Consider the following 25,157-nt stretch of genomic DNA (forward strand, 5'->3'; position numbering starts at 1 on the left):
TCTCAGGCCGCGGCCATGATCTCGGCATAGGTGGTGAAATCGACATTGCCGCCTGACAGCACGACGGCGACGCATTTGCCCGACAGTTCGATCTCGCCTGACGAGAGCGCCGCCAGCGCAACGCAGCCGCCGGGTTCGACCACCAGCTTGAGATGGGCCATGGCGTCGCGCACCGCCTGTGCGGCCGCCTTGTCGGAGACGGCGATGGCGCCGGCGAGGTTCTTGCGGTTGATCTCGAAGGTGATGGCACCGGGCTCTGCGGTGAGGATGGCATCGCAGATCGAGCTGTGGCCAGGCTCGTTGGAGACCCTTTTTCCCTCGATCAGCGAGCGGCGGGTGTCGTCGAAATGCTCGGGCTCAACGGCCCAGACTGCCGTGGCCGGCGAGGCATCCTTGACGGCGATCGAAATGCCGCTCGTCAGGCCGCCGCCTCCACAGGGAATGACGACCGCATCGAGGCTGACGCCGAGCGCTTTTGCCTGGCGCATCAGTTCGAGACCGATCGTGCCCTGGCCGGCGATGATGGCCGGATCGTCGAAAGGAGGCACCAGCACCATGCCCTTGTCCATGTAGGGTCGCACCACCGTCATGCGGTCGTCGCGAAAGCGGTCGAACGGCACCACTTCGGCGCCCATCTTGCGGACATTGGCGATCTTCATCGCCGGCGCGTCGGCCGGCATGGCAATGACCGCCTTGACGCCGAACATGGCAGCCGCCGCGGCGACGCCCTGAGCATGGTTGCCGGAGGAGAAGGCGACGACGCCGCGGCTGCGCTCTTCTTCGCTCAGCGAAGACAGTTTGTTGTAGGCGCCGCGGAACTTGAACGAGCCGGTGCGCTGCAGCGTCTCCGGCTTGAACAGGATGCGGCCGCCGAAGCGTTTGTTGAGTTCCAGCGATTCGATCAAGGTCGTTTCGGCGATCAGGCCGGAGAGCCGCGCGGCGGCGGCATGGATGTCGGCGATGCCGGGAAGCGTGGTCATGGCGAAGTCCTGAAAGGGATGAGATCGGCGCATGGTGCACGCAAAGGCAGGCCACGCACCAATGAAAAAATGTGACCGTTACAAAGTTTGGCGGGCATGAGCGGCGACGAGGGTCAAACTGGCCCACCTCTCCCGCCTTTATCAGCCGGGCCGTATCGGCTAAGGGCGGGGGAGCAGAATCCCGGACCGCCAGACATGACCGCCAAGCCAAAACCCCTGTTTCTCGGTATCGACACCGGTGGCACCTATACCGATGCCGTGCTGTGGTCGGAACAAGGCGGGCCAAAAGGCAAGGTGCTGGCCAAGGCCAAGGCGCTGACCACGCGGCACGATCTTGCCGTCGGCATTTCCGGCGCGGTCGATGCGGTGCTGGGAAAATCGGCCACCGATCCGGCCGCGATCAAACTCGTGTCGATGTCGACGACGCTCGCCACCAATGCGCTGGTCGAGGGCCAGGGTGGGCGTGTGGCGCTCATCATGATCGGCTTTACCGGGGCCGACCTTGCGCGCGACGGGCTGAAGACGGCGCTCGGCACCGATCCGGTGGTGTTTTGTCCGGGCGGCCATGACGTGCACGGCAATGCGGCCAAGCTCGATCTGTCGGGGCTGGAAGCAGCACTCCCTGAACTCGGCGCCTCGGTGTCGGGCTTTGCCGTGTGCGCCTATTTCGCCACCCGCAACCCGGCGCATGAACTCGCCGCGCGCGACCTCATCCGCGAAAAGACCGGCCTGCCGGTGACCGCCAGCCATGAATTGTCGGCCAAGCTCGGCGGTCCGCGTCGCGCGCTCACCACCTTGCTCAACGCCAGGCTGATCTCGATGATCGACCGGCTGGTGGCGGCAACCGAAGGATTTTTGGAAGCCCGCAACATCGCAGCGCCCCTGATGGTGGTGCGCGGCGATGGCGCGCTGGTTTCGGCGGCCTTTGCCCGCCAGCGGCCGATCGAGACCATCCTCTCCGGCCCGGCCGCCAGCCTGGTCGGCGCCCGCCACATGACGGGCCTGGACAACGCCATGGTGTCCGACATTGGCGGCACCACCACCGATGTCGCCGTGCTCGACGGCGGCCGTCCCCGGCTCGATCCCGAAGGCGCCACCGTCGGCGGCTTCCGCACCATGGTCGAGGCGGTCGCCATGCGCACCTTCGGCCTCGGCGGCGATTCCGAAGTGGCGCTGGAAGATGGCGCGCTCAACCCGAAAATCCTGCTCGGGCCGCGCCGCCTGGTGCCACTGGCGCTGGCCGGCATGATGCATGGTGTTTCCGTGACATCGGAGCTCGAGCGCCAGCTCAGGGCGCCCAATCCCGGCCGCATGGACGGCCGCTTTGCGTTGCGCACCGGCGTGCCGGACAGGCTCGCCGCCGGCCTGACCGCGCCCGAGGCGAAACTGTATGAACTCATTGGTGCCGTGCCGCTCGCCATCGACAGGCTGCTCACCTCGAACGCCCAGAACGCCACGCTGAACCGGCTGGTCTCGCGCGGTCTTGTGCATATCTCGGGCTTCACCCCTTCGGACGCCGCCCATGTGCTCGGCAAGCAGGCCAACTGGGACCCGCTTGCGGCCCGGCTCGGCGCCGAACTGTTTGCCCGCAAGCGTGATGGGCGAGGCCAGTACATCGCGCCGTCTCCGGAGGTGATTTCCGAACGGGTGCTGCTGACGCTGACGCGCTGGTCGGCCGAATACATTCTGGAGACCGCCTTTGCCGAAGACGGGCTGGATGGCGCCGCCACCGTCGCGCATGCGCTGGTGCAGCGCGCCGTCGATTCCCATCCCGGCATCGCAAGGCTCAGCGTCGCGCTCGATCGTCCGGTCATCGGCCTCGGCGCCTCGGCGCCGCTGCACTATGCCGGCTTGGCCGAGCTGGTCGGTAATGAGTGCGTGGTGCCGGAGGATACCGACGTCGCCAACGCACTCGGCGCCGTCGTCGGCCAGGTCCGCGTCTCGGCCGAAGCCCGCGTCAGCCAGCCTAAGGAAGGTTTGTTTCGTATGGCGTCGGGGCAAACGGTGCGCGACTTCACGGACGAGGCCAAGGCGATCGCGGCAGCGGAGGCTGATGTGCGGGCGATCGTAGCCGAGCGGGCGAAGGATGCCGGCACGGATAATGCCGAGATCGACGTTTCGACCGAGTTCAAGGTGTCTACCGTTGAGGCCCAACGGATGTTTATCGAAGCGCATGTGGTGGCGGTTGCATCGGGTCGGCCGAGGATTGCGGTTTAGGTAATCTCCCCCCTTGGGGTCCCCTTGGGGGGAGATCAGCAGCTTCAAAATCCCCGCCTTCACCCTAAGCTGAATTGACCCTTCACCCCTGACATGCCAAAGGCCGCAAAGCCTTTCATCTGGAGAAGCCCTGATGACCGATCGCGTCGAGATCGCCGGATTGCGGATTGCCCGCGAACTGCATGACTTTGTCGGCGAAGCGCTGCCGGGTACCGGTATTGCCGCCGACGCCTTCTGGAACGGCTTTTCGTCCATCGTCCATGATCTCGCGCCGAAGAACCGGGCGCTGTTGGCCAAACGCGACGCCATGCAGGAACAGATCGACGCCTGGTACCGCGCCAATGGCGCGCCCATCGACATGGAGGCCTACAAAACCTTCTTGCGTGAGATCGGCTATCTCGTGCCCGAAGGGCTGGCCTTCTCCGTGTCGACCGACAATGTCGACCCCGAGATCGCCAGCGTTGCCGGGCCGCAGCTGGTGGTGCCGGTGATGAATGCGCGTTATGCGATCAACGCCGCCAATGCCCGCTGGGGCTCGCTCTACGATGCGCTCTACGGCACCGACGCCATTGCCGAGACCGGTGGCGCCGAGAAGGGTAAAAGCTTCAACCCCGTGCGCGGCGCCAAGGTGGTTGCCTGGGCGAGGAGTTTTCTGGACGAGTCCGTGCCGCTCACCTCGGGCAAATGGGCCGGCGTGAACGGGCTGACGGTTTCGGGTGGCACCTTGCGGCTCGGCGCCGGCGCCGGCGGCACCACGCTGGCCAACCCGAAACAATTTGCCGGCTATCGCGGCGACGGTGCCAACCCGGAAGCCATCCTGCTGGTCCAGAACGGCCTGCACATCGAGATCCTCATCGACCGCACCAACCAGATCGGCCGCACCGACCCGGCCGGCATTGCCGACGTGATCCTGGAATCGGCGCTGACCACCATCCAGGACTGCGAGGATTCGGTCGCGGCGGTGGATGCCGAGGACAAGGTCATCGTCTACCGCAACTGGCTCGGCCTGATGAAGGGCGATCTGGCGGAGGAAATCAGCAAGGGCGGCAAAACCTTCACGCGCAAGCTCAATCCGGACCGCGCCTGGACCGCGCCCAGTGGTGGCGCGCTGAGGTTGCCTGGCCGCTCGCTGATGCTGGTGCGAAACGTCGGTCACCTCATGACCAATCCGGCCATCCTCGACCGCGATGGCAACGAGGTGCCGGAAGGCATCTTGGATGCGGCGATGACGGCGCTGATCGCGCTGCACGATGTCGGCGCCAACGGGCGTCGGATGAATTCCCGCGCGGGCTCGATGTATGTGGTGAAGCCGAAGATGCATGGGCCGGAGGAAGTCGCCTTCGCAGTCGAGATTTTCGACCGCGTCGAAGCGCTGCTCGGTATGGCGGCAAACACCATCAAGATGGGCATCATGGACGAGGAGCGGCGCACCACCGTCAACCTCAAGGAGGCGATCCGCGCCGCCAGGGAACGCGTCGTGTTCATCAACACCGGCTTCCTCGACCGCACCGGCGACGAGATCCACACCTCGATGGAAGCCGGCCCGATGATCCGCAAGGGCGACATGAAGCAGGCCGCCTGGATTTCCGCCTATGAGGCGTGGAATGTCGACGCCGGGCTCGAATGCGGGCTGGCCGGTCATGCCCAGATCGGCAAGGGCATGTGGGCGATGCCCGATCTGATGGCGGCGATGCTGGAACAGAAGATCGCACATCCCAAGGCCGGCGCCAACACCGCCTGGGTGCCGTCGCCGACGGCGGCGACGTTGCACGCCACGCACTATCACAAGGTCGATGTCCATGCCGTCCAGGCGGCGCTCAAGAGCCGGCCGAAGGCGAAGCTCGATGATATATTGTCGGTGCCGGTGGCGGTGCGGCCGAACTGGACCCCCGACGAGATCCAGCGCGAGCTCGACAACAATGCGCAAGGCATTCTGGGCTATGTCGTGCGCTGGATCGACCAGGGCGTCGGCTGCTCGAAAGTGCCCGACATCAACGATGTCGGCCTGATGGAAGACCGCGCCACGCTGCGCATCTCCTCGCAACACATCGCCAACTGGCTGCACCACAAGGTTTGCTCCGAAATTCAGGTGATGGATTCGCTGCGGCGCATGGCGGCGATCGTCGACCTCCAAAATGTCGGCGACCCGCTCTACCGCCCGATGGCCGCCGATTTCGACAATTCCATCGCCTTCCAGGCCGCCTGCGACCTGGTGTTCAAGGGCCGCGAGCAGCCGAACGGCTATACGGAGCCGGTGCTGCACGCGCGGAGGCTGGAGCTGAAGGCGAAAGAGCGGGCGAATTAGCGCCTGCATTTCCCTCCCCCTTGAGGGGAGGGTGGCCCGAAGGGCCGGGTGGGGTCCTGCGTGAAGTGCGGCGACTCCCTTCGGACGACACTACAAGCAATGTCATTGCAGAGGCCCTTTCTCGGCTCGGCTCCAAAAAGATCGACCATTCTTCGGCGACCCCCACCCTGCCGCTTCGGGGCCACCTTCCCCTCAAGGAGGAGCGTTACGCCGCCTGCGCCACCCGCTCCGACATCATGCGGTAGGAAATCGCCTCGGCCAGGTGAATGCGGCCGACGGTTTCGCTGGCGTCGAGGTCGGCCAGTGTGCGCGCCACTTTAAGCACGCGGTGATAGGCGCGCGCAGAAAAGCCGAGTTTCTCGCTGGCGTCTTTCAGCAGCGACAGGCCGGCTGCGTCCGGCGCGGCGATGTCCTCGATGACAGAAGGCGAGCAATGGGCGTTGGTGGTGGCGCTGGTGACGCCCAGCCGCTCGAAACGTTCGCGCTGGATGGTGCGGGCGCGCGCCACGCGCTGGGCGACGGCTGCACTTTTCTCCGCCCGGTCGGGCCGGATCAGGTCGGCGGCCGAGACCGCCGGCACTTCGATCCTGAGATCGATGCGGTCGAGCAGCGGGCCGGAGATGCGCGCCTGGTAGTCGGTGCGGCAGCGCTCGCCGCGCAGGCAGCGATAGCCGGGCTCGCCGGCCATGCCGCAACGGCACGGGTTCATCGCCGCCACCAGCTGGATGCGCGCTGGATAGGTGACGCGGTGGTTGGCGCGCGCGATCATGCAGTCGCCGGTCTCCAGCGGCTGGCGCAGCGCATCCAAGGTCTGCGGCGTGAATTCGGGAAACTCGTCGAGGAACAGGACGCCGTTATGGGCAAGCGATACTTCGCCCGGCCGCGCCCTGATGCCGCCGCCGACCATTGCCGCCATCGAAGCCGAATGGTGCGGTGCGCGGAACGGCCGCCGGTCGGTGAGCTTGCCTTCGCCGAGCTCGCCGGCCACCGAGGCGATCATCGAGACTTCAAGAAGTTCCTTGGGCGCCAGTGGTGGCAGAATTGAAGGCAGCCTCTGCGCCAGCATCGATTTTCCCGAGCCGGGAGGCCCGACCATCAACAGATTGTGGCCGCCGGCCGCCGCCACTTCCAGCGCCCGCTTGGCGCTTTCCTGGCCCTTGATGTCGGAAAGGTCGGGCAGGTCGCGCGCCGAGACATGGATGCCGGGCTCGGGCCGCGACAGCACCTGCGTGCCGCGAAAATGATTGGCGATGGCAATCAGGCTGCGCGGCGCCAATATGTCGAAATCCTTGCCCGCCCAGGCCGCTTCCGGCCCGCAGCCGAACGGGCAGATCAGGCCTTTTCCCTCGGCATTGGCGCCGATCGCCGCCGGCAGCGCACCGGCGACCGTGGCAATGGTGCCGTCGAGCGACAATTCTCCGAGCACGACATAGGAGGCCAGCATGTCGCCCGGAATGGCGCCGAGTGCAGCCATCAGGCCGAGCGCGATCGGCAGATCGTAATGGCTGCCTTCCTTGGGAAGATCGGCAGGCGCCAGGTTGACCGTCACCTTCTTCGACGGCATCGACAGCCCCGACGCATGCAGTGCCGCCTGCACGCGCTCGCGGCTTTCGGCCACCGCCTTGTCGGCCAGCCCGACGATCTGCATGCCGACCTTGCCCGGCGCGATCATCACCTGGACATCGACCGGCACGGCCTCGATGCCCTGGAAAGCTACCGTGCGAACCCGCGCCACCATCTTGCTCTGCCCCCGGATACCGGCTCGCCTCGGCCTTGTGGTTCAGACCGCGAGCGACGTCAGGACAAGACAACCATAGATTTTAGGCCAAGGCAAGAACATTACAGGAACATGCATTCGTGGTGGTTGCAGCGCGCTGTGCCGGTTGCAAAAACGGAAGATGGTTAAGCAAAATGGAACGGCTGCTCCGCCTCCTCGACCGCGTTTAACAAGGGCGACTAGGCCCTTCGGCAATCTGAGGGTGTTGCTTCTAAGCGGTGATGAAGGCATCGACCGAACCTGAAAGCGATCGATCGATCGCGACCTGTGGTGGAAGCCACTCCATGACAGGATATCTGAAAGGCCAAGGCAGGGCGATCCGGCGCGAAGAGCCGCTCTCCAGAAAAATCTCGTTTACAAGGTCTATGAACCGCCCGCGGTCTCGTTCGATTCGTTTCAAAGTTTGCGAACGAATGTAATCCCGGGGAATTCGTCGCTCCTTCAGCGCTAAGACAGCCTCCGCGATGGATCGAGGATCGGGTGGAACTGTAAGCGAATAGTCATCATCCAGATAAAGGTCTCGGCCGCCATGGTTCGGCGTCGTGACCACTGGAAGCCCCGCGAGAAGATATTCCGTGCTTGCGAACATTGGTCCTTCCAGGTGAGAGAGACAGATTCCCACGGCTGCACGATTTAGATGCGTGTTCACCTGAGCCGGTGCCAATCGGACAGGCTTGCCGGTGCCGTCAAACTCGTTGATAAAGACGTGATGCGGCGCGAGCTCCCTATGCCGATTTATTCGCGCTCTTTCCGACTCCGTCGTGGAGGATCCGCTTGAATCTCGATAGAAGACAAATGCGCAACGCTGGATGCCAAGCGACAAGTCATGGCGCTTCCACGGAGCCAGCTGCGCATTGTAGATTGCATCAAATTCTACAGGGACGTCATCGAGAGGCCTGAATATGTGTTCGGAGGTTGTTGACGTCTTGTTGTGCAGGACGGCGGCCTCGCCGGACTGGTTCAACAGATCAGCCTCTGCCTGAGTGTTGGATAGGAAGATTAGCGAGTGACGGGGGTTCTTGAGTCTATGCAGAACGGCATAGGTCCGGATGGTTTTGACGCTAGCACTGTTTTCGATGGACCAGGTTGGCGAGATGAGAAACCAGGCGCGGTGGCTGCGTGGACGGAAAGGCATATGACTTGCTAATCCGAGCGGCGTACCGGACATTCCCGAATAGGATATGAACGGATCGTCCGACAGCAAACTGGCCTGAAGAGCAGGTTGCGACTTCGCGGAAGGGTGCCCTTTTCTGAGGTTGTGGCCATGACGCAGCATGGCTCTGACAATCTCGAATTTGGTAGGAGGGCGATACCCGTGCTGTAGGGTCAACATGCGGCAATTGCGATCTTGAGTGCGGAGAAAAACTCGCTTCGATAGAGAGAAATTTGGCAAAGAAACACCGCCATCTGATCGACGGAATATCTCAGGCGATCAAATCTGGTGTACGGAGAAGCGCCTCTTGAAAGAAAACATCGTCCCAAGCGGAGCTGGTTCTCACATCGCGCTACCAACCGTATCCGTTTGCGTAGGCTGTTTCAATCAAGAGGCATTCATCGACACTGCGATCCGATCCGTAGCGGCGCAGACATACACTGCGTTCGAATGCGTGGTGGTCGATGATTTTTCGACCGACGGTTCCCGCCGAAGGATTGAAGAGTGTCTGTCCCAGCTTGGCGACAGTCGTTTCCGCTTTCTGCCCCGACTGCAAAATGGCGGGCAGTTGACAGCAATGATGACCGGGCTTGACGCGACAGCCGGGCCCCTGATCTCCTTTCTTGACGGTGACGATGCTTGGCATCCTAACTTCATAGAATGCCATGTGAGAGCGCATCTCAGCCAAACCCGTATCGCGGCAATGTCGAGCTCCGATGAGGTGGTGATAGATACGGGCGGCAACCTGCTTGCGGGCGGTCATCCCGTATTCCACCTGAACGACCCGCGATCGATGCCGAAAATGAGCGGCTACCTGCATGTCGACACCGAAGCTGACCCGACATTATTATTTATTGATCGGGGTACCGTGGGTTGGTTTTGGTCAACCACATCGGGGATGATGTTTCGTCGAGCTCCGCTTGAAATCATGCGTCCATCCGATCCGGACGAAATAAGGATATGTGCCGATGGTTATATGGCTCGTGCCGCCCATATGATCGGCGGAACCGTGAGGATTGGGCGGGCTCTTGGCAGTTATCGGCTTCACGGCGGCAATGGCTGGGCGGACGGGCGCATCCTGGGTACCGGAGTTGGCCTCGGCAGGATGTCGCCTGATACTGAAATAGCGATACGGCGGGCACTGGCCAATCGTTGGTGCGAAGTGGCGCCGGGACTGGCGCATTTAATCTCCCGCCACTCAATGCGCAGGACCTTGGTCGACCTGATCGGACTGTCTGCGGCTTTTGCATTGCTGGAAAAGAACTCCGATGCGGGTTTTCTGCTGAAAGACTGGGCAACACCACAGCGAAAATTGCAGACCAGACTTATCGGTCTCCTTCCTCCGAAACTGAGGCCTCGGCGCTTCCGGGACATAGTTTGATTTGATGAGCCGCTTGCTCGGCAGTCTTACCCGATAAAGAGCATCTTTCGATGCTTCTCTGGACCCACCAAAGTCCTCCGTAGCAACGCACACTACGCGGCCAAATTCCGCCGCTTCGCCTCTACCGCGTCCCAGAACAGGCTGGCGATATCCGCGCCACCAAAGCGTTGCACTTCGCGCACGCCGGTTGGCGAGGTCACGTTGATCTCGGTCATATAGTCGCCGATCACGTCGATGCCGACCAGGATGAAGCCGCGCTCTTTCAGCGACGGGCCGATGCGGGCGCAAATCTCGCGTTCGCGCTCCGTCAGCTCGGTCTTTTCGGCGCGGCCGCCGACATGCATGTTGGAGCGGGAATCGTGGTCGGCCGGCACGCGGTTGATGGCGCCGACCGCCTCGCCGTCGATCAGGATGATGCGCTTGTCGCCCTTGCGCACATCCTTCAGATAGCGCTGGACGATATACGGCTCGCGTGACAGCTGGGCGAACATTTCGAGCAGTGAGGCGAGGTTGCGATCGTCTCCCTTGAGATGGAAGATGCCGGCGCCGCCATTGCCATAGAGCGGCTTGACGATGATGTCGCCGAATTCCTTGCGGAAGGCCGCGACCTCCTGGGGATCCTTGGTGATCAGCGTTTCGGGCATCAGATCGGGGAATTCGGTGACGAAGATCTTTTCCGGGCTGTTGCGCACCCAGGCCGGGTCGTTGACGACCAGTGTCTTCGGGTGAATGCGCTCCAGAATGTGCGTGGTGGTGATGTAATTCATGTCGAAGGGCGGATCCTGGCGCAGCAGGATCACATCCATCTCCGACAGGTCGGTGCGCACCTTGTCGCCCAGCGTATAATGATTGCCCTTCTCGTCGCGGAGCTTCATCTCTTCGATGCGGGCAAACACCTTGCCGCCCAGCATCGACAGCCGGTCGGGCGTGTAGTGGAACAATTGGTGGCCGCGCCGCTGCGCCTCCAGCGACAGCGCAAAAGACGTGTCGCCGGCAATCGAGACGGTGGAGACATGGTCCATCTGGACGGCGATCTTCAGGGTCATCTTTTGGTCTCCAGCGGGTCGAGCAAGTCCAGGAAAAGTGCGTAGCGGTTTTCCGTCCGGAATTGCGGCAAGGCAAGTCGCCGATATACGGAACTTGGCGGCTTCTGCCAATCGCGCTTGCTTGGCCCAGACCTTTACCGGTCGAAGACCAGCCGGGAGTAACCGAGGAAGGACAGCGCCACGGCGACCAGCGAGGCGACGGCAAGTGCCGCCAGCGGCGGCATTGCCGGCAGCGCGAACAGGATGGCGCAGTAGACGAGATAGTTGACAATGCTGGTGGCGATGCCGACGCCGCCATAGCGCGCGCCCTCCTGCGCCACGCCGCGGCTCGACGGCGAAAAGGTCAGGTGCCGGTTGATCTGCCAGGTGACGCACAGCGCAAAGCCGATCGACAGGACACGGGCGACGAAGGGACCGAGCGGCGTCACCGCCAAGAGCAGCCAGAGCACCGCGGCATCGGCGACGAAACCAACGCCGCCGGCCAGGACGAAGCGGGCGAGCCGGCTCACGGCCTCAGGCGGCCCGGGGCGTCTTGCCCGGTTCGGCCTTCGCTGTTTCGCTCGTGCGTTCGCGCCGTTCGACCCGGCCCGACGGAACCGAGAGATAGAAAATGCGTTTCTGCTCGGCGCGTCCGCGCGATACCGAATCGAGGATCAGTCCGGTCACCATCGCAAGCATCGAGAGCAGCAGCAGGCCGACCGACAGCACCCAGGTCGGCATGCGCGGCACGAGGCCGGTCTGGGCGAATTCGATCAGCACCGGCGTCATCAGGGCAAGGCTCGACGCCAGGAAGAAAATCGCGAAGGCGCCGAAGAAGCGCAGCGGCTGCGTTTCCTTCATCAGCATGGCGAACATCCACAGGATCCTGGCGCCGTCGCGATAGGTCGACAGCTTCGACGACGATCCCTCAGGCCGGCGGCCATAATCGAGCGCGATCTCGCTCACCGGCAGTTTGAGCTGCGAGGCATGCACCGACATTTCGGTCTCGATCTCGAAGCCGCCGGAAACCGCGGGAAAGCTCTTGACGAAACGCCTCGAGAAGACGCGGTAGCCGGAGAAGATGTCGGTGAAGTCGGCGCCGAACAGCCGCTTGTAGAGGCTGTTGAAGATGCGGTTGCCGAAGGCATGGCCGGAACGGCCGGCATCGTCGGTGACGCCGCGCCTGGTGCCAACCACCATGTCGCAGCGCTCGGTCTGCAGGATGTTGATCAGCAGCGAGGCATCTTCCGGCGCATAGGTGCCGTCGCCATCGGCCATCAGATAGATGTCCGCATCGATGTCGGCGAACATGCGCCGCACGACATTGCCCTTGCCCTGGCGCGGCTCGCGGACGACGATGGCGCCCGCTGCGCGCGCCTTGAGCGCGGTCAAATCCCTGGAATTGTTGTCATAGACATAGATCTCGGCCGATGGCAGCGTCTCGCGAAAGCGCCGCACCACCTCGGCGATGGTCAGTTCCTCATTGTAGCAAGGCAGGAGCACGGCAATGGCCGGCTCATGGCGGACTTCGTGCGGCATTTCCGTCTCCCGACACCCGGCGGAGCCTCCGGCCGCGCTCATATGCGGCCTCGCTCAGGCGACTTTACTATTTATTGAAGCTGTTAAGGCTAGGTTTAAGGCCGCAGTCTTTCCGACGAAGGTCATGATGATGAACGCAGCCAAGGCGGGTGCTTCCTCCTGGAAGTCCGATATGACGCTGGCGCTGCTTGCCATGCTGGTGGTGCTGGCCGTCAATGCCGCCACGGGCTTTCGCGAATTGAGCAATGCCGGCGGCGACAATGACAGCCTGCTGCGGCTGGTCGAGGTTCGCGACATGCTGGCCGGCCAGGGCTGGTTCGACCTGCATCAGTACAGGATGGGGCCGGAAGGCGGTTTCGTCATGCACTGGTCGCGGCTGGTCGACGCACCGCTCGCCGCCATCATCCTCGCCGCCTCGGCGCTGACCGGCAGCATGGCCATGGCCGAAGTGATCGCACAGGTGCTGTGGCCGTCGCTGCTGTTTTGCCTGGCGGTGTTTTTTACAGCCCGTGCGGCACGCAGCTTCGCCGGCGTCGGCGCCGTGCTGCCCGCTATCGTCATCGGCGCGGCGGCGCTGCATTTCATCGGCATTTTCTTGCCGGGTGCGCTCGATCATCACAATGTCCAGCTGACGCTGACCATGGCCAGCCTCAGCCTGCTGCTCGAGGCGCCGACGCGTCGCTGGGCGACCCTGACTTCCGGCCTGTGCGCGGCCCTGACGCTGGCCGTCGGCATGGAAACCGCGCCCTATGTCGCCACCATCGGCGCCTGCATCGCTTTGCTGTTCGTCGTCGATCCCGGCGGCGAACGCCGGATCGCCAGGGATTTCGGTCTCGGCTTTGCCGGGGTTTCAGCCCTCGTCTTCGTCACCACCATCCCGCCATCGGCCATGGGCCAGCCGCAGTGCGATGCCTTCTCGGCTGTGCAGTTCGTGGTGGCGGCAATCGCCGGACTGGGGCTTGCCGCCGTGACGTCGCTCACGGTGTCCAATGGCACGGCCAGCCGCCGCCTGATCTCGCTTAGCCTGCTCGCGCTTGGGCTGGGCGTCGTCATCGTGGCGCTGTTTCCGCAATGCCTTGCGGCTCCCTACGCAAACCTCGATCCGCGCCTCAAGGAATTGTGGCTCGATCACATCGACGAGGCGCAGTCGCTGTTCAGTATTGCCGTCAATGAGCCGGCGTCGCTGGCGGCGCGCTATGTCACGCCGCTGGTGGCGATCGCGCTGATGGCGCTTCGCCTGCGCGGACCATGGCGCCGCCAGGACATCCTCGTCGGCGCCTTGCTGGTCGGCGCCTTCATCGTCAGCGCCTGGCAGGTCCGCGGCTCGACATTCTCGATCGCCTTTGCCGTCATCCCGCTGTCGGCCTGGATCGCAAGCTGGCGCGAACGGGCGAGGATCAGCCCTGCGCGCAGCGTATCGCTGCGCATGGCGGCGGTCTGGCTGGTGTCGGTGAATGCCGTCTGGGCCGGCGCTGCCGCCGCGACGTCGAACGTATTCGAGGCCAGCAAGGTCTCGGTCGAGGCACAGGACACCGACAGCGATCCGTCCTGCGAGCGCAAGGCCTCCTTCGCGGCGTTGGCCCGGCTGCCGGACACCACGGTGCTTGCCATTTCCAATCTCGGCTCGCCCATCCTTGCATATTCCGGGCACCGCGTCTTTGCCGGCCCCTATCATCGCAACATCGCCGGCGATCTGCTTGCGCTCGATGCCTTCCTCGGATCGGCGGACCAGGCGGGGACGATCGCAGCGGCTCATCACGTCGGCCTGGTGGCGCTGTGCCGCGGCAGCGCCGAAAGCAAGGTGCTCGCCGCCAAGGCGCCGCAAGGCTTCCTGGCCGGGCTGATGCAGGGAAGCGTCCCCGATTGGCTCGAACCGATGGCCGAAACGCGCGGAGACCCGATCGAACTCTACCGCGTCCGCTAAAGCATCATTCGCCAGCGAAAAATCGATTTCGCGATACGCTTCCTAAACGCTTTGCTGCCAGTCTCAGCCTAAATTTCGGGCGTCACAAACAGGGATACCGATGCAAACGACGTTTGGCACCGGGCAGGCAAGCAGGGAAAACTCGGATCTGGCGTTCACCGATGCGCTGACCGGGCTTGGCAACCATCGCCGCTTCTTCGACAAGGTCGATCGCCTGATCAGCGACCGTGCGGACGATCCCGCGCCGTTCACGGTCGGCATTCTCGACCTCGACGGCTTCAAGCCGATCAACGATCTGTTCGGCCACAAGGCCGGCGACGACATCTTGATCCAGGTGGCAATGCGGCTGCGCGCTTCGATGGACAGCCACTCCACCGTTTGCCGCATCGGCGCCGACGAATTCGCCTTCCTGTATCCGATGGTGTTCTCGGAGGAAGCGGCGGCCGAGAAGTCGCGCATGATGATCGAAATCCTGTCGGCGCCCTACGATGTCGGCGAACGCACCGCCAGGCTTTCGGCCTCGGTCGGCTGCTCGCTCTTTTATTCCGGCGACGAAACCACGGAAATCCTCGTCAACAAGGCCGAAACGGCGCTCTACCACGCCAAGCGTTCGGGCCGTGGCCGGGTCGTCGTCTACACCCGCGAAATGGAAGAGGCGGCCAAGCGCGTCACCCGCATCGAACAGGCGCTGCGCCGTGCCGTCTCGGCCGGTGAGGTCGAACCGCATTTCCAGCCCATCGTCGATTTGACCACCCGCCGCACCATCGGCTTCGAGACGCTGGCGCGCTGGACCGATCGCGACCTCGGCGTGGTGCCGCCGACCGTGTTCATCCCGATCGCCGAAGAGCGCGGCATCATCGGCCCGCTATCGCAGCTGGTGCTGCGCAAGGCGACCGAAGCGGCGCGCAGCTGGCCGAAGGACCTGTTCCTGTCCTTCAACCTGTCGCCCTCGCAGCTCGTCGACCAGAACACTGGCCTGCACATATTGTCGATCCTCGACCGCACCGGCTTCGATCCGCGACGGCTGGAGATCGAGATCACCGAAACCGGCCTGATGAACGATCCGGCCTCGGCCGAGAAGATCGTCGAGGACCTGCGTCGCGTCGGCATCCGAGTCTCGCTCGACGATTTCGGCACCGGCCAGTCCTCGCTCGGCCGCTTGCGCGAATTCCATTTCGACAAGCTCAAGATCGACCGCGCCTTCGTCTCCTCGATCCTCGACGACCGACCGTCGGAACACATCATCCGCGCCATTCTGGCCATGTGTGAAGGGCTCGGCATGGATGTCGTCGCCGAAGGCATCGAGGAGGAGGCGCAGGCCGACCGCCTCGTTCAGTTCGGCTGCGCCGGCGGCCAGGGCTATCTCTTCGGCAAACCGGTCGATGCCGACGCCACGCTCGGCTACCTCCGCGATTCCTATCGCGGCGCCCTCTACGCCAAGGCAGTCTGACCGGCGGTCTGGCCTGCGTCGAGCAAGTCAGCGGCGCGAGCCAAGATCGACTGTGGCCGCCATCTTGCGGCCTTTTGTCTGACATAAGCCAATCAAATCGCCGTTTTCGCCCTTGCTCCCCGGACTTGGCTGGATAGGATGCGCGCCGACCGGACCGGGAGATGAAGATATGATGCCATCGGCGGATTTTGCCGACCTCAGGGGAGCCTCGGTGCTGATCACCGGCGGCGGTTCCGGAATTGGTGCGGCACTGACCGAGGGCTTCGTTCGCCAGGGCGCCCATGTCGCCTTCATCGACATCGCCGATGGCCCAAGCACGCTGCTTGCCGACCGCGTCGAAAAAGAACTTGGCCGGCGACCGCTCTACCTCAAGACCGATTTGCGCGACGTCGAGGCGTTGCGCGCTTCGGCCGCCAAAGCGGCTGAGGCACATGGCGACGTCACCGTGCTGGTCAACAATGCCGCCTGGGACGAACGCCACGACGTCGCTGACGTTACCGTCGAGTTCTGGGACAACAATCTCGCCGTCAATCTGCGCCCGCATTTCTTCACCGCACAGGCGGTGGCGCCGGGCATGAAGCGGGCCGGCGGCGGTTCGATCATCAACTTCACCTCAACCTCCTATCTCATCAACCACCCCGATATGCCGGCCTACACCGCCGCCAAGGCCGGCATACTCGGCCTCACCAAAGGTCTCGCCGGCAAGCTTGGGGTCGATGGCATCCGCGTCAATGCGATTGCGCCGGGCTGGGTGATCACCGAGCGGCAGCGGGAACTCTGGGTCACCGAGCAGGGGCTCGCCGCCCATGTCGCCAAGCAAAGCATCAAGCAGGTCATGCAGCCCGACGACATCGTCGGCACGGTGCTGTTCCTGGCCTCCGACGCCTCGCGTATGCTGACGGCGCAGATGTTGATCGTCGACGGGGGTTTCCTGTGAGCCCGGTGAATCAAAATCCGGCAAAAGGCACGCCGGCAGTCGCCGCCGTCGACTGGGGCACGACCCGCATGCGGGTCTGGCTGGTCGACGAGGCGGGCGGGGTGCTTGCCGAGCGTCGCGGCGATGATGGGCTGATCACCGCGCAGCAAAAAGGCTTTTCGACCATCCTCGAAGGCCATCTCGCGGCGCTCGGCGCGCCTGACACACTGCCAGTCATCATCTGCGGCATGGCCGGCTCGCGCCAGGGTTGGCTGGAAGCGCCTTACATCACCGTGCCGGCGCCGCTCAGTGCCATCCTCGCGGGGGCCGCCCGCATTCCCGGCCAGAGCCGCGACATCCGCATCGTGCCTGGCCTGGCGCAGCGCCTGGAAGATGCGCCGGATGTAATGCGCGGCGAGGAAACCCAGCTTGCCGGCGCCGGTTTGCCGGCAAAAGGTCGCCATCTCGTCTGCATGCCCGGCACCCATTCGAAATGGGTTCTGGTCGAAGACGGCGCGGTCGACGGCTTCTGCACCTGGCCGACCGGCGAGCTGTTTTCGGTGCTGGCCACTCACTCGATCCTGCGCCATTCGCTGGGCGAGAGCCCGAAGCCGGTCATTCCGGACAATCCCTCCTTCCAGGAATGGTGCCGCAAGGCTTTGGCTGAGGGCGGCGATGTCACCTCGCGGCTGTTCTCGATCCGCGCCGCCGGCCTGCTGCAGGACCTCAAGGCCGACGATGCCGCCGCTTGCCTGTCCGGCCTGCTGATCGGCGGCGAGATCGCCTCGGCGGGCCGCCGCTATGGCGAAAGCACCACTGCAATCGTGCTGGTCGCCTCGGGGTCGCTAGCAGCCCTCTACCGCCAGGCGCTCGACCTTGCAGCGCTTGCCGTCAGGACGGTCGACGCCGACGAGGCGGTGCGTGCCGGCCTTATCGAGGCGGCGCGAGAAAATGGCATGATCGCCAAATGACTCACCAGAGTGGAGTGATAGCGTGACCCAGACCGCACCCTTCCCGAAGCTCAAGCGTGGTCTTGTCGCCATTCTGCGCGGCCTCAAACCCAGCGAGGCGGTTGCCATCGGCCAGGCGCTGTTTGACGCCGGCATCGAAGCCATCGAGGTGCCGCTCAATTCGCCGGAACCGTTTTCATCGATCGCCAGCATTGTCACCGCTTTGCCCAAGACAGCGCTGGTCGGCGCCGGCACGGTGCTGACTTCAGCCGATGTCGACACCTTGGCCAAGGCCGGCGGGCGCTTGCTGGTCAGCCCCAACATCGATGCCGACGTCATGGCCCGCGCCATGCACCATGGCATGGTGACGATGCCAGGCGTGTTCACCCCCACCGAAGCTTTTCAGGCGATTAGGCTTGGGGCTTCGGCGCTCAAATTCTTCCCGGCAAGCGTGCTCGGGCCTAGCGGCATTTCGGCGATGCGGGCCGTGCTGCCGGCCGATACCGTGGTCGGCGCCGTCGGCGGCGTTTCCGACAAAGACTTTGCCGGCTACAAAGCCGCTGGGGTGACTGCTTTTGGTCTTGGCTCCAGCCTGTTCAAACCCGGCATGAGCGTCGACGAGGTGGCCTCGCGCGCGCAGGCGGCGGTGACGGCCTGGGATGCGGCCTTCGGCGGAGCGGCATGATGGAAAACGTTTCGGTTTTCTCGGACCATGTCTGCGAACTCGGCGAGGGGCCGAGCTACGATCCCGCCACCGATACGCTGTTCTGGTTCGACATCGTCAACGGCCTTCTGCTGGAGCAGGGCGTCGCTTCCGGCGCGCTGAAGGTCCACGACCTCGGCCAGATGGCCAGCGCCATCGCCATCATCGACGACCATCGCCAGCTCATCGCCACCGAGACCGGCCTGCATGTCCGCGACGTCTCGACCGGCAAGCTGACGCTGCATACGCCCATCGAGGCCGACAATGCGCTGACCCGCTCCAACGATTCGCGCGTCCACCCTTGTGGCGCCTTCTGGGTCGGCACGATGGGCAAGGGTGAGGAGAAGGGCGCGGGCGCCATCTACTGGTTCTTCAAGGGCGAATTGCGCACGCTTTACACCGGCATCACCGTGTCGAACTCGATCTGTTTCTCGCAGGATGGAACGATCGCCTACTACACCGATACCGCGACCGGCCTGTTGATGCGCGTCGCCTGCGATCCGGCGACGGGCCTGCCGGTCGGCGAGTCCAAAGTGTTCGTCGACCATCGCTCGTCGCGGGGCTATGTCGACGGCTCGGTTGTCGACCGTGACGGCGTGCTGTGGAACGCGGTCTGGGGCGGCAAGGCAGTGAAGGCTTATGCGCCGGACGGCACATTGTTGCGCGAGATTGCCGTGCCGGCGGGGCAGTCCTCGTGCCCGGCCTTTGTCGGCGCCAAGGCCGATCGGCTGGCGGTGACCTCGGCCTGGAAAGGCAAGGACGACAAGCAGCGCAAGCTCGACCCACAGGCCGGCATGACCTTCCTGCTCGACATCCCCGTCAACGGCCGCTTCGAGCCGCGCGTGCTGATCGCCTGAGCGTACCGGTTGTCGTGCAGGCGGCGGGCGCGGGTCGATTTCGCGCAAGCCGATCGCATTGGCCGTGCGATGGTGTGGCTGCATCACCGAGAAGCTTTGACCCATGCCGCGCCCGACCTTGATCCTCGTCTACGAGCCTGAAAAGGCCTGTTTCGACAGGCTGGCCGCCGATGGTTTTCCTGCCGAGCGTGCCTTGGAAATCTCGTCCTATCTGGCGCAATCGACCGATCTCGCGCCCGAATTCGATGAAATCACCGCCGCTTGCGGGCGGCGCGGCCTCGCCTTCATGCCGGTTGCACTCGACGATGCGTCAAGCGCGCTGGCGAAGGCCGATCCCGCAACCACGCTTGTCTGGACGCTGACCGACGGCATTGCCTATTTCCGCGGTGCTGCAGCGCCCGCACTTGCCAGGCTGAATGGGCTTAGAACCATCGGAGCCGACGATGCGCTGTTCGCGCTTTGCCAGGACAAGTTCCGCTCCGGCGCCGTGCTTTGCGCGCTCGGCCTGCCGGCGCCGCAGGCAGGCCTGGCCCGCGACGGCCGCTGGCTGGCCGCCCCGCCAGCTTCGGAAGCCGGCTGGTTCGTCAAGCCGAACCGGCTCGGCTCTAAGGTAGGCATCTGGCCGGATTCACGCTGCAACGACCTGGCCCATGCGCTGGAGCTTAGCCGGCGGGTCTATGCCGCTTATCGCGACGATGTCGTCGTCCAGCCCTATGTCGGCGGTCGCAATGTCCGCGCCAGCTTCCTTGGGCTGCAAACGGATGCCGGGGCGGAAGCGCTCGGCATTGCGTTCGTCGACTCCGGCGGCGATTTCCAGACCATGGCGGACTCGATGGCGCTTTACGGCGACACCGGCGAGGCCGCCAAGGCGGCTGGACTATACAGCGAGCCGGTGCTGGAGGCGGTTGCCGACACCCAGCCGGCAGCCGCGGCAACCATCCGCCGCATCGCCGAGCGGCTGGTCAGCGGACTTGGCCTGCGCGACGTGTTTTCCATCGATTTCAGGGTCGAGGCCACCGATCATGCCCACCTCATCGAGTTCGAAGTCTGTCCCGGCCTGCCCTGCTTCGATTTCCGCGCCTATTGCCGGCTGCAATGGAGCATGACGCTGGCCGATGCGGTTGCCGAGACGGCGGCGAACCGACTGAACCGACAGGCGATCTGAAAGGCCGCGGGGACCGGCACGACCTACCGCGCCTTGACGGCTTTTGCTCCACCTTTAGTGTCGCGGGACAGTCCTCAGGCAAGGCCGCGCGATGAGCACACCAGCAAGCTCCCTCCATCATCACATAAGGCGCATGGCCGGGCGCGATCCGCATGAGGCGCATCGCGTCGCCACGCCGCTCGAGCTGCTGTTCGATCTGACCTTCGTCACCGCCTTCAGCCTTGCCTCGTCGCAACTGGCGCATGCCTTGGCCGAGGGCCACTACGCGGCGGCGCTGATCGGCTTCGGCTTTGCCAGCTTCGCGATCTGCTGGGCGTGGATCAATTTCTCCTGGTTTTCCTCCGCCTATGACACCGACGATTGGATCTTCCGCCTCGTCACCATGGTGCAGATGATCGGCGTGCTGGTGCTGGCCATCGGCCTGCCGCGCATGTTCGCCTCGATCGAGCATGGCGAACACCTCAACAATTCGGTGATGGTGCTGGGCTACGTCATCATGCGCGTCGCCATGATCTTCCAATGGCTGCGCGCGGCGCGGCAGGACCCTGGGCGGCGGCGTGCCTGTCTCACCTATGCCATCGCCATCGCGATCGCCCAGATCGGCTGGGTGGTGCAGATCCTGGTCGATTTCTCGCTGGCGACGAGCCTGGCTTTCGGCGCGGTCCTGCTTCTCATCGAGCTTGCCGGACCGGTCATCGCCGAACGCCGGGATGGCGGCACGCCCTGGCACGCGCATCACGTCGCCGAGCGCTACAGCCTCTTCGCCATCATCGCGCTGGGCGAAGGGGTGGTCGGCACGCTGGCGACGCTGTCGGCCGTGGTCGAGGAGCAGGGCTGGAACCTCGATGCCGCCTTGATCGGCATTGCCGGAATGGGTCTCACCTTCGGCATGTGGTGGGTCTATTACATGCTGCCCTCGGGGACAGTGCTGCACCAGCACCGCAATCGCTCTTTTGTCTGGGGCTATGGCCAGATGCTGATCGTGGCGGCCATCGTCGCCACCGGCGCCGGGCTGCATGTCGCGGCCTATTTCATCGAGCACAAGGCCCATATCGGCCCGGTAGCGACCCTGCTCTCGGTCGCCATTCCGCTAGGCGTGTTCCTGGGGGCGATCTACGCGCTGTATTATTATCTCGTCCAGCGCTTCGATCCCCTCCATGTCTGGCTGCTGGCGGGAACGGCTGCGGTCGTCGCACTTGCCATCATCGCCGCCCTTGCCGGCGTCGACATGGCGGTCTGCCTCATCTTACTCACGCTAGCGCCGGCCGTCACCGTTGTCGGCTATGAGCTGTCGGGGCACCGCCATCAACTGGAGGTGCTGGCGCAGGAGGAAGCGCCGCACTGAGCAGAGCAGCTTCGCGCGTCAGATACCCTCGACCAGCACGATCTCGCCATCGGCTACTTTCTGACGGATGGCCACGGCGCGCTGGTACTCCGGCGAGTGGTAGCAATCGTGCGCCGCGCTGAGCGATTCGAACTCGATAATGACATTGCGGGCGCGGCCAGGCCCCTCGGCCTTTTCATGCTCACCGCCACGGGCAAGGAACTTCACGTCGAAACGGTCGAAAGCGAGCTTGGCGGCAGCGACATAGTCCTTGTAGCCTTCGGCGTCGCGCACATCGACGCGGGCTATCCAGTATCCCTTGGGCATTTTCTTCTCCTCGTTACGCGGCGCGCATCTCTTCCAGTATGGCTTCCGCCGCCGCGCGCCTGTCGCTTGCCGCCACGATTGGCCGGCCCACAACAAGATGGCTGGAGCCGTTGCGGATCGCCTGGCCGGGCGTCACCACGCGTTTCTGGTCGCCATGGTCGCTGCCCTTGGGCCGTATCCCCGGTGTCACCACCGCCAGGTCGGGTCCGACGATGCGGCGCACCGCTTCCGCCTCCTCGGCCGAGCAGACGACGCCGCCCATGCCGGCATGCAACGCCTGTTCGGCGCGTCTCAGCACCAGCGTGTGAGGGTCGTATTCATAGCCGGCGTCGATCACGTCCTGCTCGTCCATCGAGGTCAGCACGCTGACCGCCAGCAGGCAGAGGTCGCTGCCCCTGGCGGCCTCCACCGCGGCTCGCATCGCCTTGGGATAGGCGTGGATGGTCAGCATGGTCATGCCCATGCGCACGATGTTCTCGACACCCTTCGCCACCGTGTGGTCGATGTCGAGCAGCTTCATGTCGAGGAAGATTTTCGTGCCGCCGCTGGCCAACTCCCTGGCGAAGTCGAGCCCGCCGGCGAAGGCCAGCTGATAGCCGATCTTGTAGAAGGAGACGACGCCGTCGAGCTCCTGCACCGCCTGTTCGGCCTCTTTCACCGTCGGCACGTCGAGGCCGACGATCAGCCTTTCTCTCATGGTATGGGCCTGCATGGCTGTGGAAATCATGCCCCGGTCCGGGTCGACAGCATGCGCGAGGTTTCGATCAGCGTGCGGCATAGGTGCTCCATCGATTTGGTCAGTCTCTCATCCCTGAAATTGCCGTCGCCGTCGAAGGCACTGCCGCCATCGGATACCGAGCATTCCGGCGTCACCATCTCCAACTGGCAGCGCACCAGCACGGCGCGCAGATGGTTGATGCAGCGGATCCCGGCGAAATGTCCGTTGGAAGACGAGCACAGGCCGGCGACCTTGCCGACAAGCGGCCTCACCGGCCAGCCGCCATCGAGGCGCACCCGGCTTACCCAGTCGATCGTGTTCTTGAGCAGTGGCGGGATCGAGCCATTATATTCCGGCGTCGCGATCAGTAGCCCGTCATGGGCGGCGATCAGCCGGCCGAGCTTCACGGCGTTGTCGGGAACGCCTTTTTCCTTTTCGAGGTCCTCGTCGATGATCGGCAGCGGATAGTCGGCCAGCGAAATGCGCGTCACCTCGGCGCCTTGCATGGCCAGCTCCTTCTGCGCCACATCGGCGGTCCTGCCGCTGAAGGCGCCGCTGCGCACCGAGCCGGCGAAGACGAGGATTTTCGCGATCACAGCCATTGGCCACTCTTGTTCCCGGACAGGTACAGCCAGAGGCTGCGCAAATCAACGCACTGGCTCAAAAAACGGAAACGATCGGGGGGCAGGCGCGCGAAGGTGTGCCGAGCAGCTGGGCTATTGCTAGTGGGTGACCGCAATTCTTGCACTCAGCGCGATGAGTGCAACTCCGAGCAAGGCATCTATCGGCCTGCGGACGCTGCCATATACCGACCGAACCCTTCTTGTGGAGAACATTAGCGCGACAAGCCCAAACCACGCCATCGCGACCAGCCCGATTATGGCCAGCGACACTGCCTGGACCCAGATCGGAGCCTGCATCGGCAATACCGATATGAACAGGCTCGCGAAGAACGCGGCCGTCTTCGGATTTGTAATTCCGACAACGAATCCGCTTCGCCAAGGAGCCGTGGTCTCTGCGCCACCGACGGCCAGCGGTGGCCGCGCCTGCCAAGCCGACAAAAGGATCTTGCTGCCCAGGTAACCGAGATACACGGCACCGGCGATCCGGACGGCAAGGTGAGCCCATGCAATCTGCGTCAGTACGAGGCCCAGGCCACACATCGCGAGAGCCGCCCACACCATGATCGCTGCGGCAATGCCAAGCGCCACATGGAACCCCGCGCGACGGCTGATCAGCGCATGGGAAGTCACGGCTACAAAATCGGGTCCTGGGCTCATGGCGCCGAGCAGGAAGACCGAAGCAAGGGTCAGGAATTGCGGAAGGTAGCTCATGCGATACTCCAGTTTCAGTCTCGTCGTACCGCACGCCTGCATGCCGGAGAGGCCAGGAAAGCCGCTCGCCGATTTCGAGGGTCGTTTCCCTCACCTTCACAAAACCTACAGCGCTCTTTAATATGAGCGAAATGAAAGATATTTCGGCAGCCATGAACAAAGCTAATATCAACATCACGATGGTGCGCGTCCTGACATCGCTCAGCGAGACGCGCAGCTTCACCAAAACCGCCGAGCGGCTCTGTCTTTCTCAATCGGCCATAAGCCATGCAATGAAGGCGCTGGAGGAGATCGTTGGCGCGCCCCTCGTCATACGTGATCGGCGCGGTGTCGCTTTCACCGCAACCGGCGAGGCGGCTTTGGACGCGGCGCGCGCCGCTTTGCATGCTTTAGGCCGTCTTGTCGGCCTACGGGAACACTCCATCAAAGGCAGAGTACGGCTCGCGCTGGTCAGCAGCGCCTCGGTAAAGATTGCTCCATATGCGTTGAACATTACTTCCGTCCGGCACCCGGAGCTTGCTGTCGAACTGCTCTTGGGCACGGATACCGAGGTGGCGGAGTGGGTCGATCGCGGTGCCGCCGATATTGGACTGTCCTACATCGCCGGCAATTGCCAAGCCGAGGAACTTGTCGACGACGAACTCTTTGTGGCGTCATCGCAAAAGAACTCAGTCCAAGGCGGGTCATTTCCGATCCGCGCTCTCGACGGCCAGCCATTCATTATGTCGAGCGGCGGCTGCGGACCAATGCTTGCCGAATTGTTCCAGGATTTTGGCGTTGCGCCAGTTGTCATCCTGTCGGCGAGCGATATGGCGGCGCTGCTTGCTCTGGTTGGGGCCGGGCGCGGTTTGTCGATTGCGCCAGGCCTGGCGTTTCCGGCCGATTGGCAGCGAACCGTCGCGAGGCGTCCTCTTGAGCCGCGTGCGCGTCGGCCTCTGCTGCTTCTGTTCTCCAGCAGCGCCGAAGCAACGGCCGTGCGGGCCATGTGCGCGGCGATCAGAGAGGTCGCCACGAGTTTGCGAGGCGGATAACAGTCAAGGATGTGGATCGACCCTCAATCGAGCTTCCTTCGGGAGACGTCGATCCTTTACAAGGCGCCAGAGACTTCTCCC

The 25,157-nt window shown here is 63.9% G+C and carries 22 protein-coding genes; 12 read left to right on the forward strand and 10 right to left on the reverse strand.

Annotation, left to right across the window (positions count from 1 at the left end):
• Nucleotides 1–2 precede the first annotated feature (2 nt).
• Nucleotides 3–980, reverse strand: coding sequence for a threonine ammonia-lyase (locus tag NKJ58_RS24970; protein WP_023673293.1), 978 nt, complete (start codon nt 978–980; stop codon nt 3–5).
• A gap of 195 nt (nt 981–1,175) precedes the next feature.
• Here NKJ58_RS24970 and NKJ58_RS24975 point away from each other — a divergent pair, with 195 nt between their 5' ends.
• Both NKJ58_RS24975 and NKJ58_RS24980 read left to right on the forward strand, forming a co-directional pair.
• The gene (locus tag NKJ58_RS24975; protein WP_352519081.1) at nt 1,176–3,197 is read left to right on the forward strand and encodes a hydantoinase/oxoprolinase N-terminal domain-containing protein; all 2,022 of its coding nucleotides are present in this window, start codon (nt 1,176–1,178) and stop codon (nt 3,195–3,197) included.
• 133 nt (nt 3,198–3,330) lie between these two features.
• Nucleotides 3,331–5,502, forward strand: a complete 2,172-nt coding sequence (locus NKJ58_RS24980; protein ID WP_352519080.1) for a malate synthase G — start codon at nt 3,331–3,333, stop codon at nt 5,500–5,502.
• A gap of 205 nt (nt 5,503–5,707) precedes the next feature.
• Here NKJ58_RS24980 and NKJ58_RS24985 read toward each other — a convergent pair whose 3' ends face one another.
• Together NKJ58_RS24985 and NKJ58_RS24990 are read right to left on the reverse strand one after the other, a co-directional pair.
• Nucleotides 5,708–7,240, reverse strand: coding sequence for a YifB family Mg chelatase-like AAA ATPase (locus NKJ58_RS24985; RefSeq protein ID WP_023687500.1), 1,533 nt, complete (start codon nt 7,238–7,240; stop codon nt 5,708–5,710).
• A gap of 250 nt (nt 7,241–7,490) precedes the next feature.
• Nucleotides 7,491–8,555: a glycosyltransferase gene (locus tag NKJ58_RS24990; RefSeq protein WP_155923791.1), complete on the reverse strand. Its 1,065-nt coding sequence runs from the start codon at nt 8,553–8,555 to the stop codon at nt 7,491–7,493.
• Nucleotides 8,556–8,739: 184 nt separating this feature from the next.
• On the opposite strand from NKJ58_RS24990, the gene NKJ58_RS24995 reads away from it, so the two are divergent.
• On the forward strand, nt 8,740–9,813 hold the full coding sequence (locus NKJ58_RS24995; protein ID WP_352854045.1) for a glycosyltransferase family 2 protein: 1,074 nt from the start codon (nt 8,740–8,742) through the stop codon (nt 9,811–9,813).
• Between the two features lie 92 nt (nt 9,814–9,905).
• Here NKJ58_RS24995 and gshB read toward each other — a convergent pair whose 3' ends face one another.
• The 3 genes from gshB to NKJ58_RS25010 all read right to left on the reverse strand — a co-directional run bounded on the left by gshB (nt 9,906) and on the right by NKJ58_RS25010 (nt 12,377).
• A complete protein-coding gene (gshB, locus tag NKJ58_RS25000; protein ID WP_023681307.1) occupies nt 9,906–10,859 on the reverse strand; it encodes a glutathione synthase in 954 nt (317 codons plus the stop codon).
• A gap of 134 nt (nt 10,860–10,993) precedes the next feature.
• A complete protein-coding gene (locus tag NKJ58_RS25005; RefSeq protein ID WP_023696056.1) occupies nt 10,994–11,368 on the reverse strand; it encodes a GtrA family protein in 375 nt (124 codons plus the stop codon).
• 4 nt (nt 11,369–11,372) lie between these two features.
• Nucleotides 11,373–12,377 carry a glycosyltransferase gene (locus NKJ58_RS25010; protein ID WP_023681309.1) on the reverse strand — a complete coding sequence of 335 codons (1,005 nt, stop codon included), beginning with the start codon at nt 12,375–12,377 and terminating at the stop codon, nt 11,373–11,375.
• 124 nt (nt 12,378–12,501) lie between these two features.
• Here NKJ58_RS25010 and NKJ58_RS25015 point away from each other — a divergent pair, with 124 nt between their 5' ends.
• The 8 genes from NKJ58_RS25015 (at nt 12,502) to NKJ58_RS25050 (ending at nt 21,687) form a co-directional block, all read left to right on the forward strand.
• Nucleotides 12,502–14,301 carry a hypothetical protein gene (locus NKJ58_RS25015; protein WP_023696055.1) on the forward strand — a complete coding sequence of 600 codons (1,800 nt, stop codon included), beginning with the start codon at nt 12,502–12,504 and terminating at the stop codon, nt 14,299–14,301.
• Between the two features lie 100 nt (nt 14,302–14,401).
• On the forward strand, nt 14,402–15,751 hold the full coding sequence (locus NKJ58_RS25020) for a putative bifunctional diguanylate cyclase/phosphodiesterase (protein WP_023681311.1): 1,350 nt from the start codon (nt 14,402–14,404) through the stop codon (nt 15,749–15,751).
• A gap of 169 nt (nt 15,752–15,920) precedes the next feature.
• A complete protein-coding gene (locus NKJ58_RS25025) occupies nt 15,921–16,688 on the forward strand; it encodes an SDR family NAD(P)-dependent oxidoreductase (RefSeq protein WP_023755348.1) in 768 nt (255 codons plus the stop codon).
• A gap of 5 nt (nt 16,689–16,693) precedes the next feature.
• Nucleotides 16,694–17,638 carry a 2-dehydro-3-deoxygalactonokinase gene (locus NKJ58_RS25030; RefSeq protein ID WP_027049049.1) on the forward strand — a complete coding sequence of 315 codons (945 nt, stop codon included), beginning with the start codon at nt 16,694–16,696 and terminating at the stop codon, nt 17,636–17,638.
• 22 nt (nt 17,639–17,660) lie between these two features.
• On the forward strand, nt 17,661–18,302 hold the full coding sequence (locus NKJ58_RS25035; protein ID WP_023755350.1) for a 2-dehydro-3-deoxy-6-phosphogalactonate aldolase: 642 nt from the start codon (nt 17,661–17,663) through the stop codon (nt 18,300–18,302).
• Nucleotides 18,302–19,177, forward strand: coding sequence for an SMP-30/gluconolactonase/LRE family protein (locus NKJ58_RS25040; protein ID WP_196814867.1), 876 nt, complete (start codon nt 18,302–18,304; stop codon nt 19,175–19,177). The genes NKJ58_RS25035 and NKJ58_RS25040 overlap by 1 nt, the downstream gene beginning before the upstream one ends.
• A gap of 103 nt (nt 19,178–19,280) precedes the next feature.
• Nucleotides 19,281–20,342, forward strand: a complete 1,062-nt coding sequence (locus NKJ58_RS25045; protein ID WP_352854049.1) for a D-alanine--D-alanine ligase family protein — start codon at nt 19,281–19,283, stop codon at nt 20,340–20,342.
• Between the two features lie 91 nt (nt 20,343–20,433).
• Nucleotides 20,434–21,687: a low temperature requirement protein A gene (locus NKJ58_RS25050; protein WP_027049051.1), complete on the forward strand. Its 1,254-nt coding sequence runs from the start codon at nt 20,434–20,436 to the stop codon at nt 21,685–21,687.
• Between the two features lie 18 nt (nt 21,688–21,705).
• Here NKJ58_RS25050 and NKJ58_RS25055 read toward each other — a convergent pair whose 3' ends face one another.
• The 4 genes from NKJ58_RS25055 to NKJ58_RS25070 form a co-directional block, all read right to left on the reverse strand.
• Complete coding sequence (locus tag NKJ58_RS25055) at nt 21,706–21,993, reverse strand: DUF1330 domain-containing protein (RefSeq protein ID WP_023681317.1); 288 nt, start codon at nt 21,991–21,993, stop codon at nt 21,706–21,708.
• 13 nt (nt 21,994–22,006) lie between these two features.
• The gene (gene pyrF / locus NKJ58_RS25060; RefSeq protein WP_023755354.1) at nt 22,007–22,720 is read right to left on the reverse strand and encodes an orotidine-5'-phosphate decarboxylase; all 714 of its coding nucleotides are present in this window, start codon (nt 22,718–22,720) and stop codon (nt 22,007–22,009) included.
• Entirely contained in the window at nt 22,717–23,313 is a 597-nt protein-coding gene (locus NKJ58_RS25065; protein ID WP_023673195.1) for an NADPH-dependent FMN reductase, read from the reverse strand. Before NKJ58_RS25065 ends, pyrF begins: the two co-directional genes overlap by 4 nt.
• 120 nt (nt 23,314–23,433) lie before the next feature.
• Entirely contained in the window at nt 23,434–24,045 is a 612-nt protein-coding gene (locus NKJ58_RS25070; protein ID WP_023687486.1) for a LysE family translocator, read from the reverse strand.
• 122 nt (nt 24,046–24,167) lie between these two features.
• Between NKJ58_RS25070 and NKJ58_RS25075 the strand changes: the two genes are divergently transcribed.
• Entirely contained in the window at nt 24,168–25,076 is a 909-nt protein-coding gene (locus NKJ58_RS25075) for a LysR family transcriptional regulator (protein WP_023681320.1), read from the forward strand.
• Nucleotides 25,077–25,157 lie beyond the last annotated feature (81 nt).

It is taken from the genome of Mesorhizobium sp. M0139 (assembly GCF_040322455.1).
Lineage (GTDB): Bacteria > Pseudomonadota > Alphaproteobacteria > Rhizobiales > Rhizobiaceae > Mesorhizobium.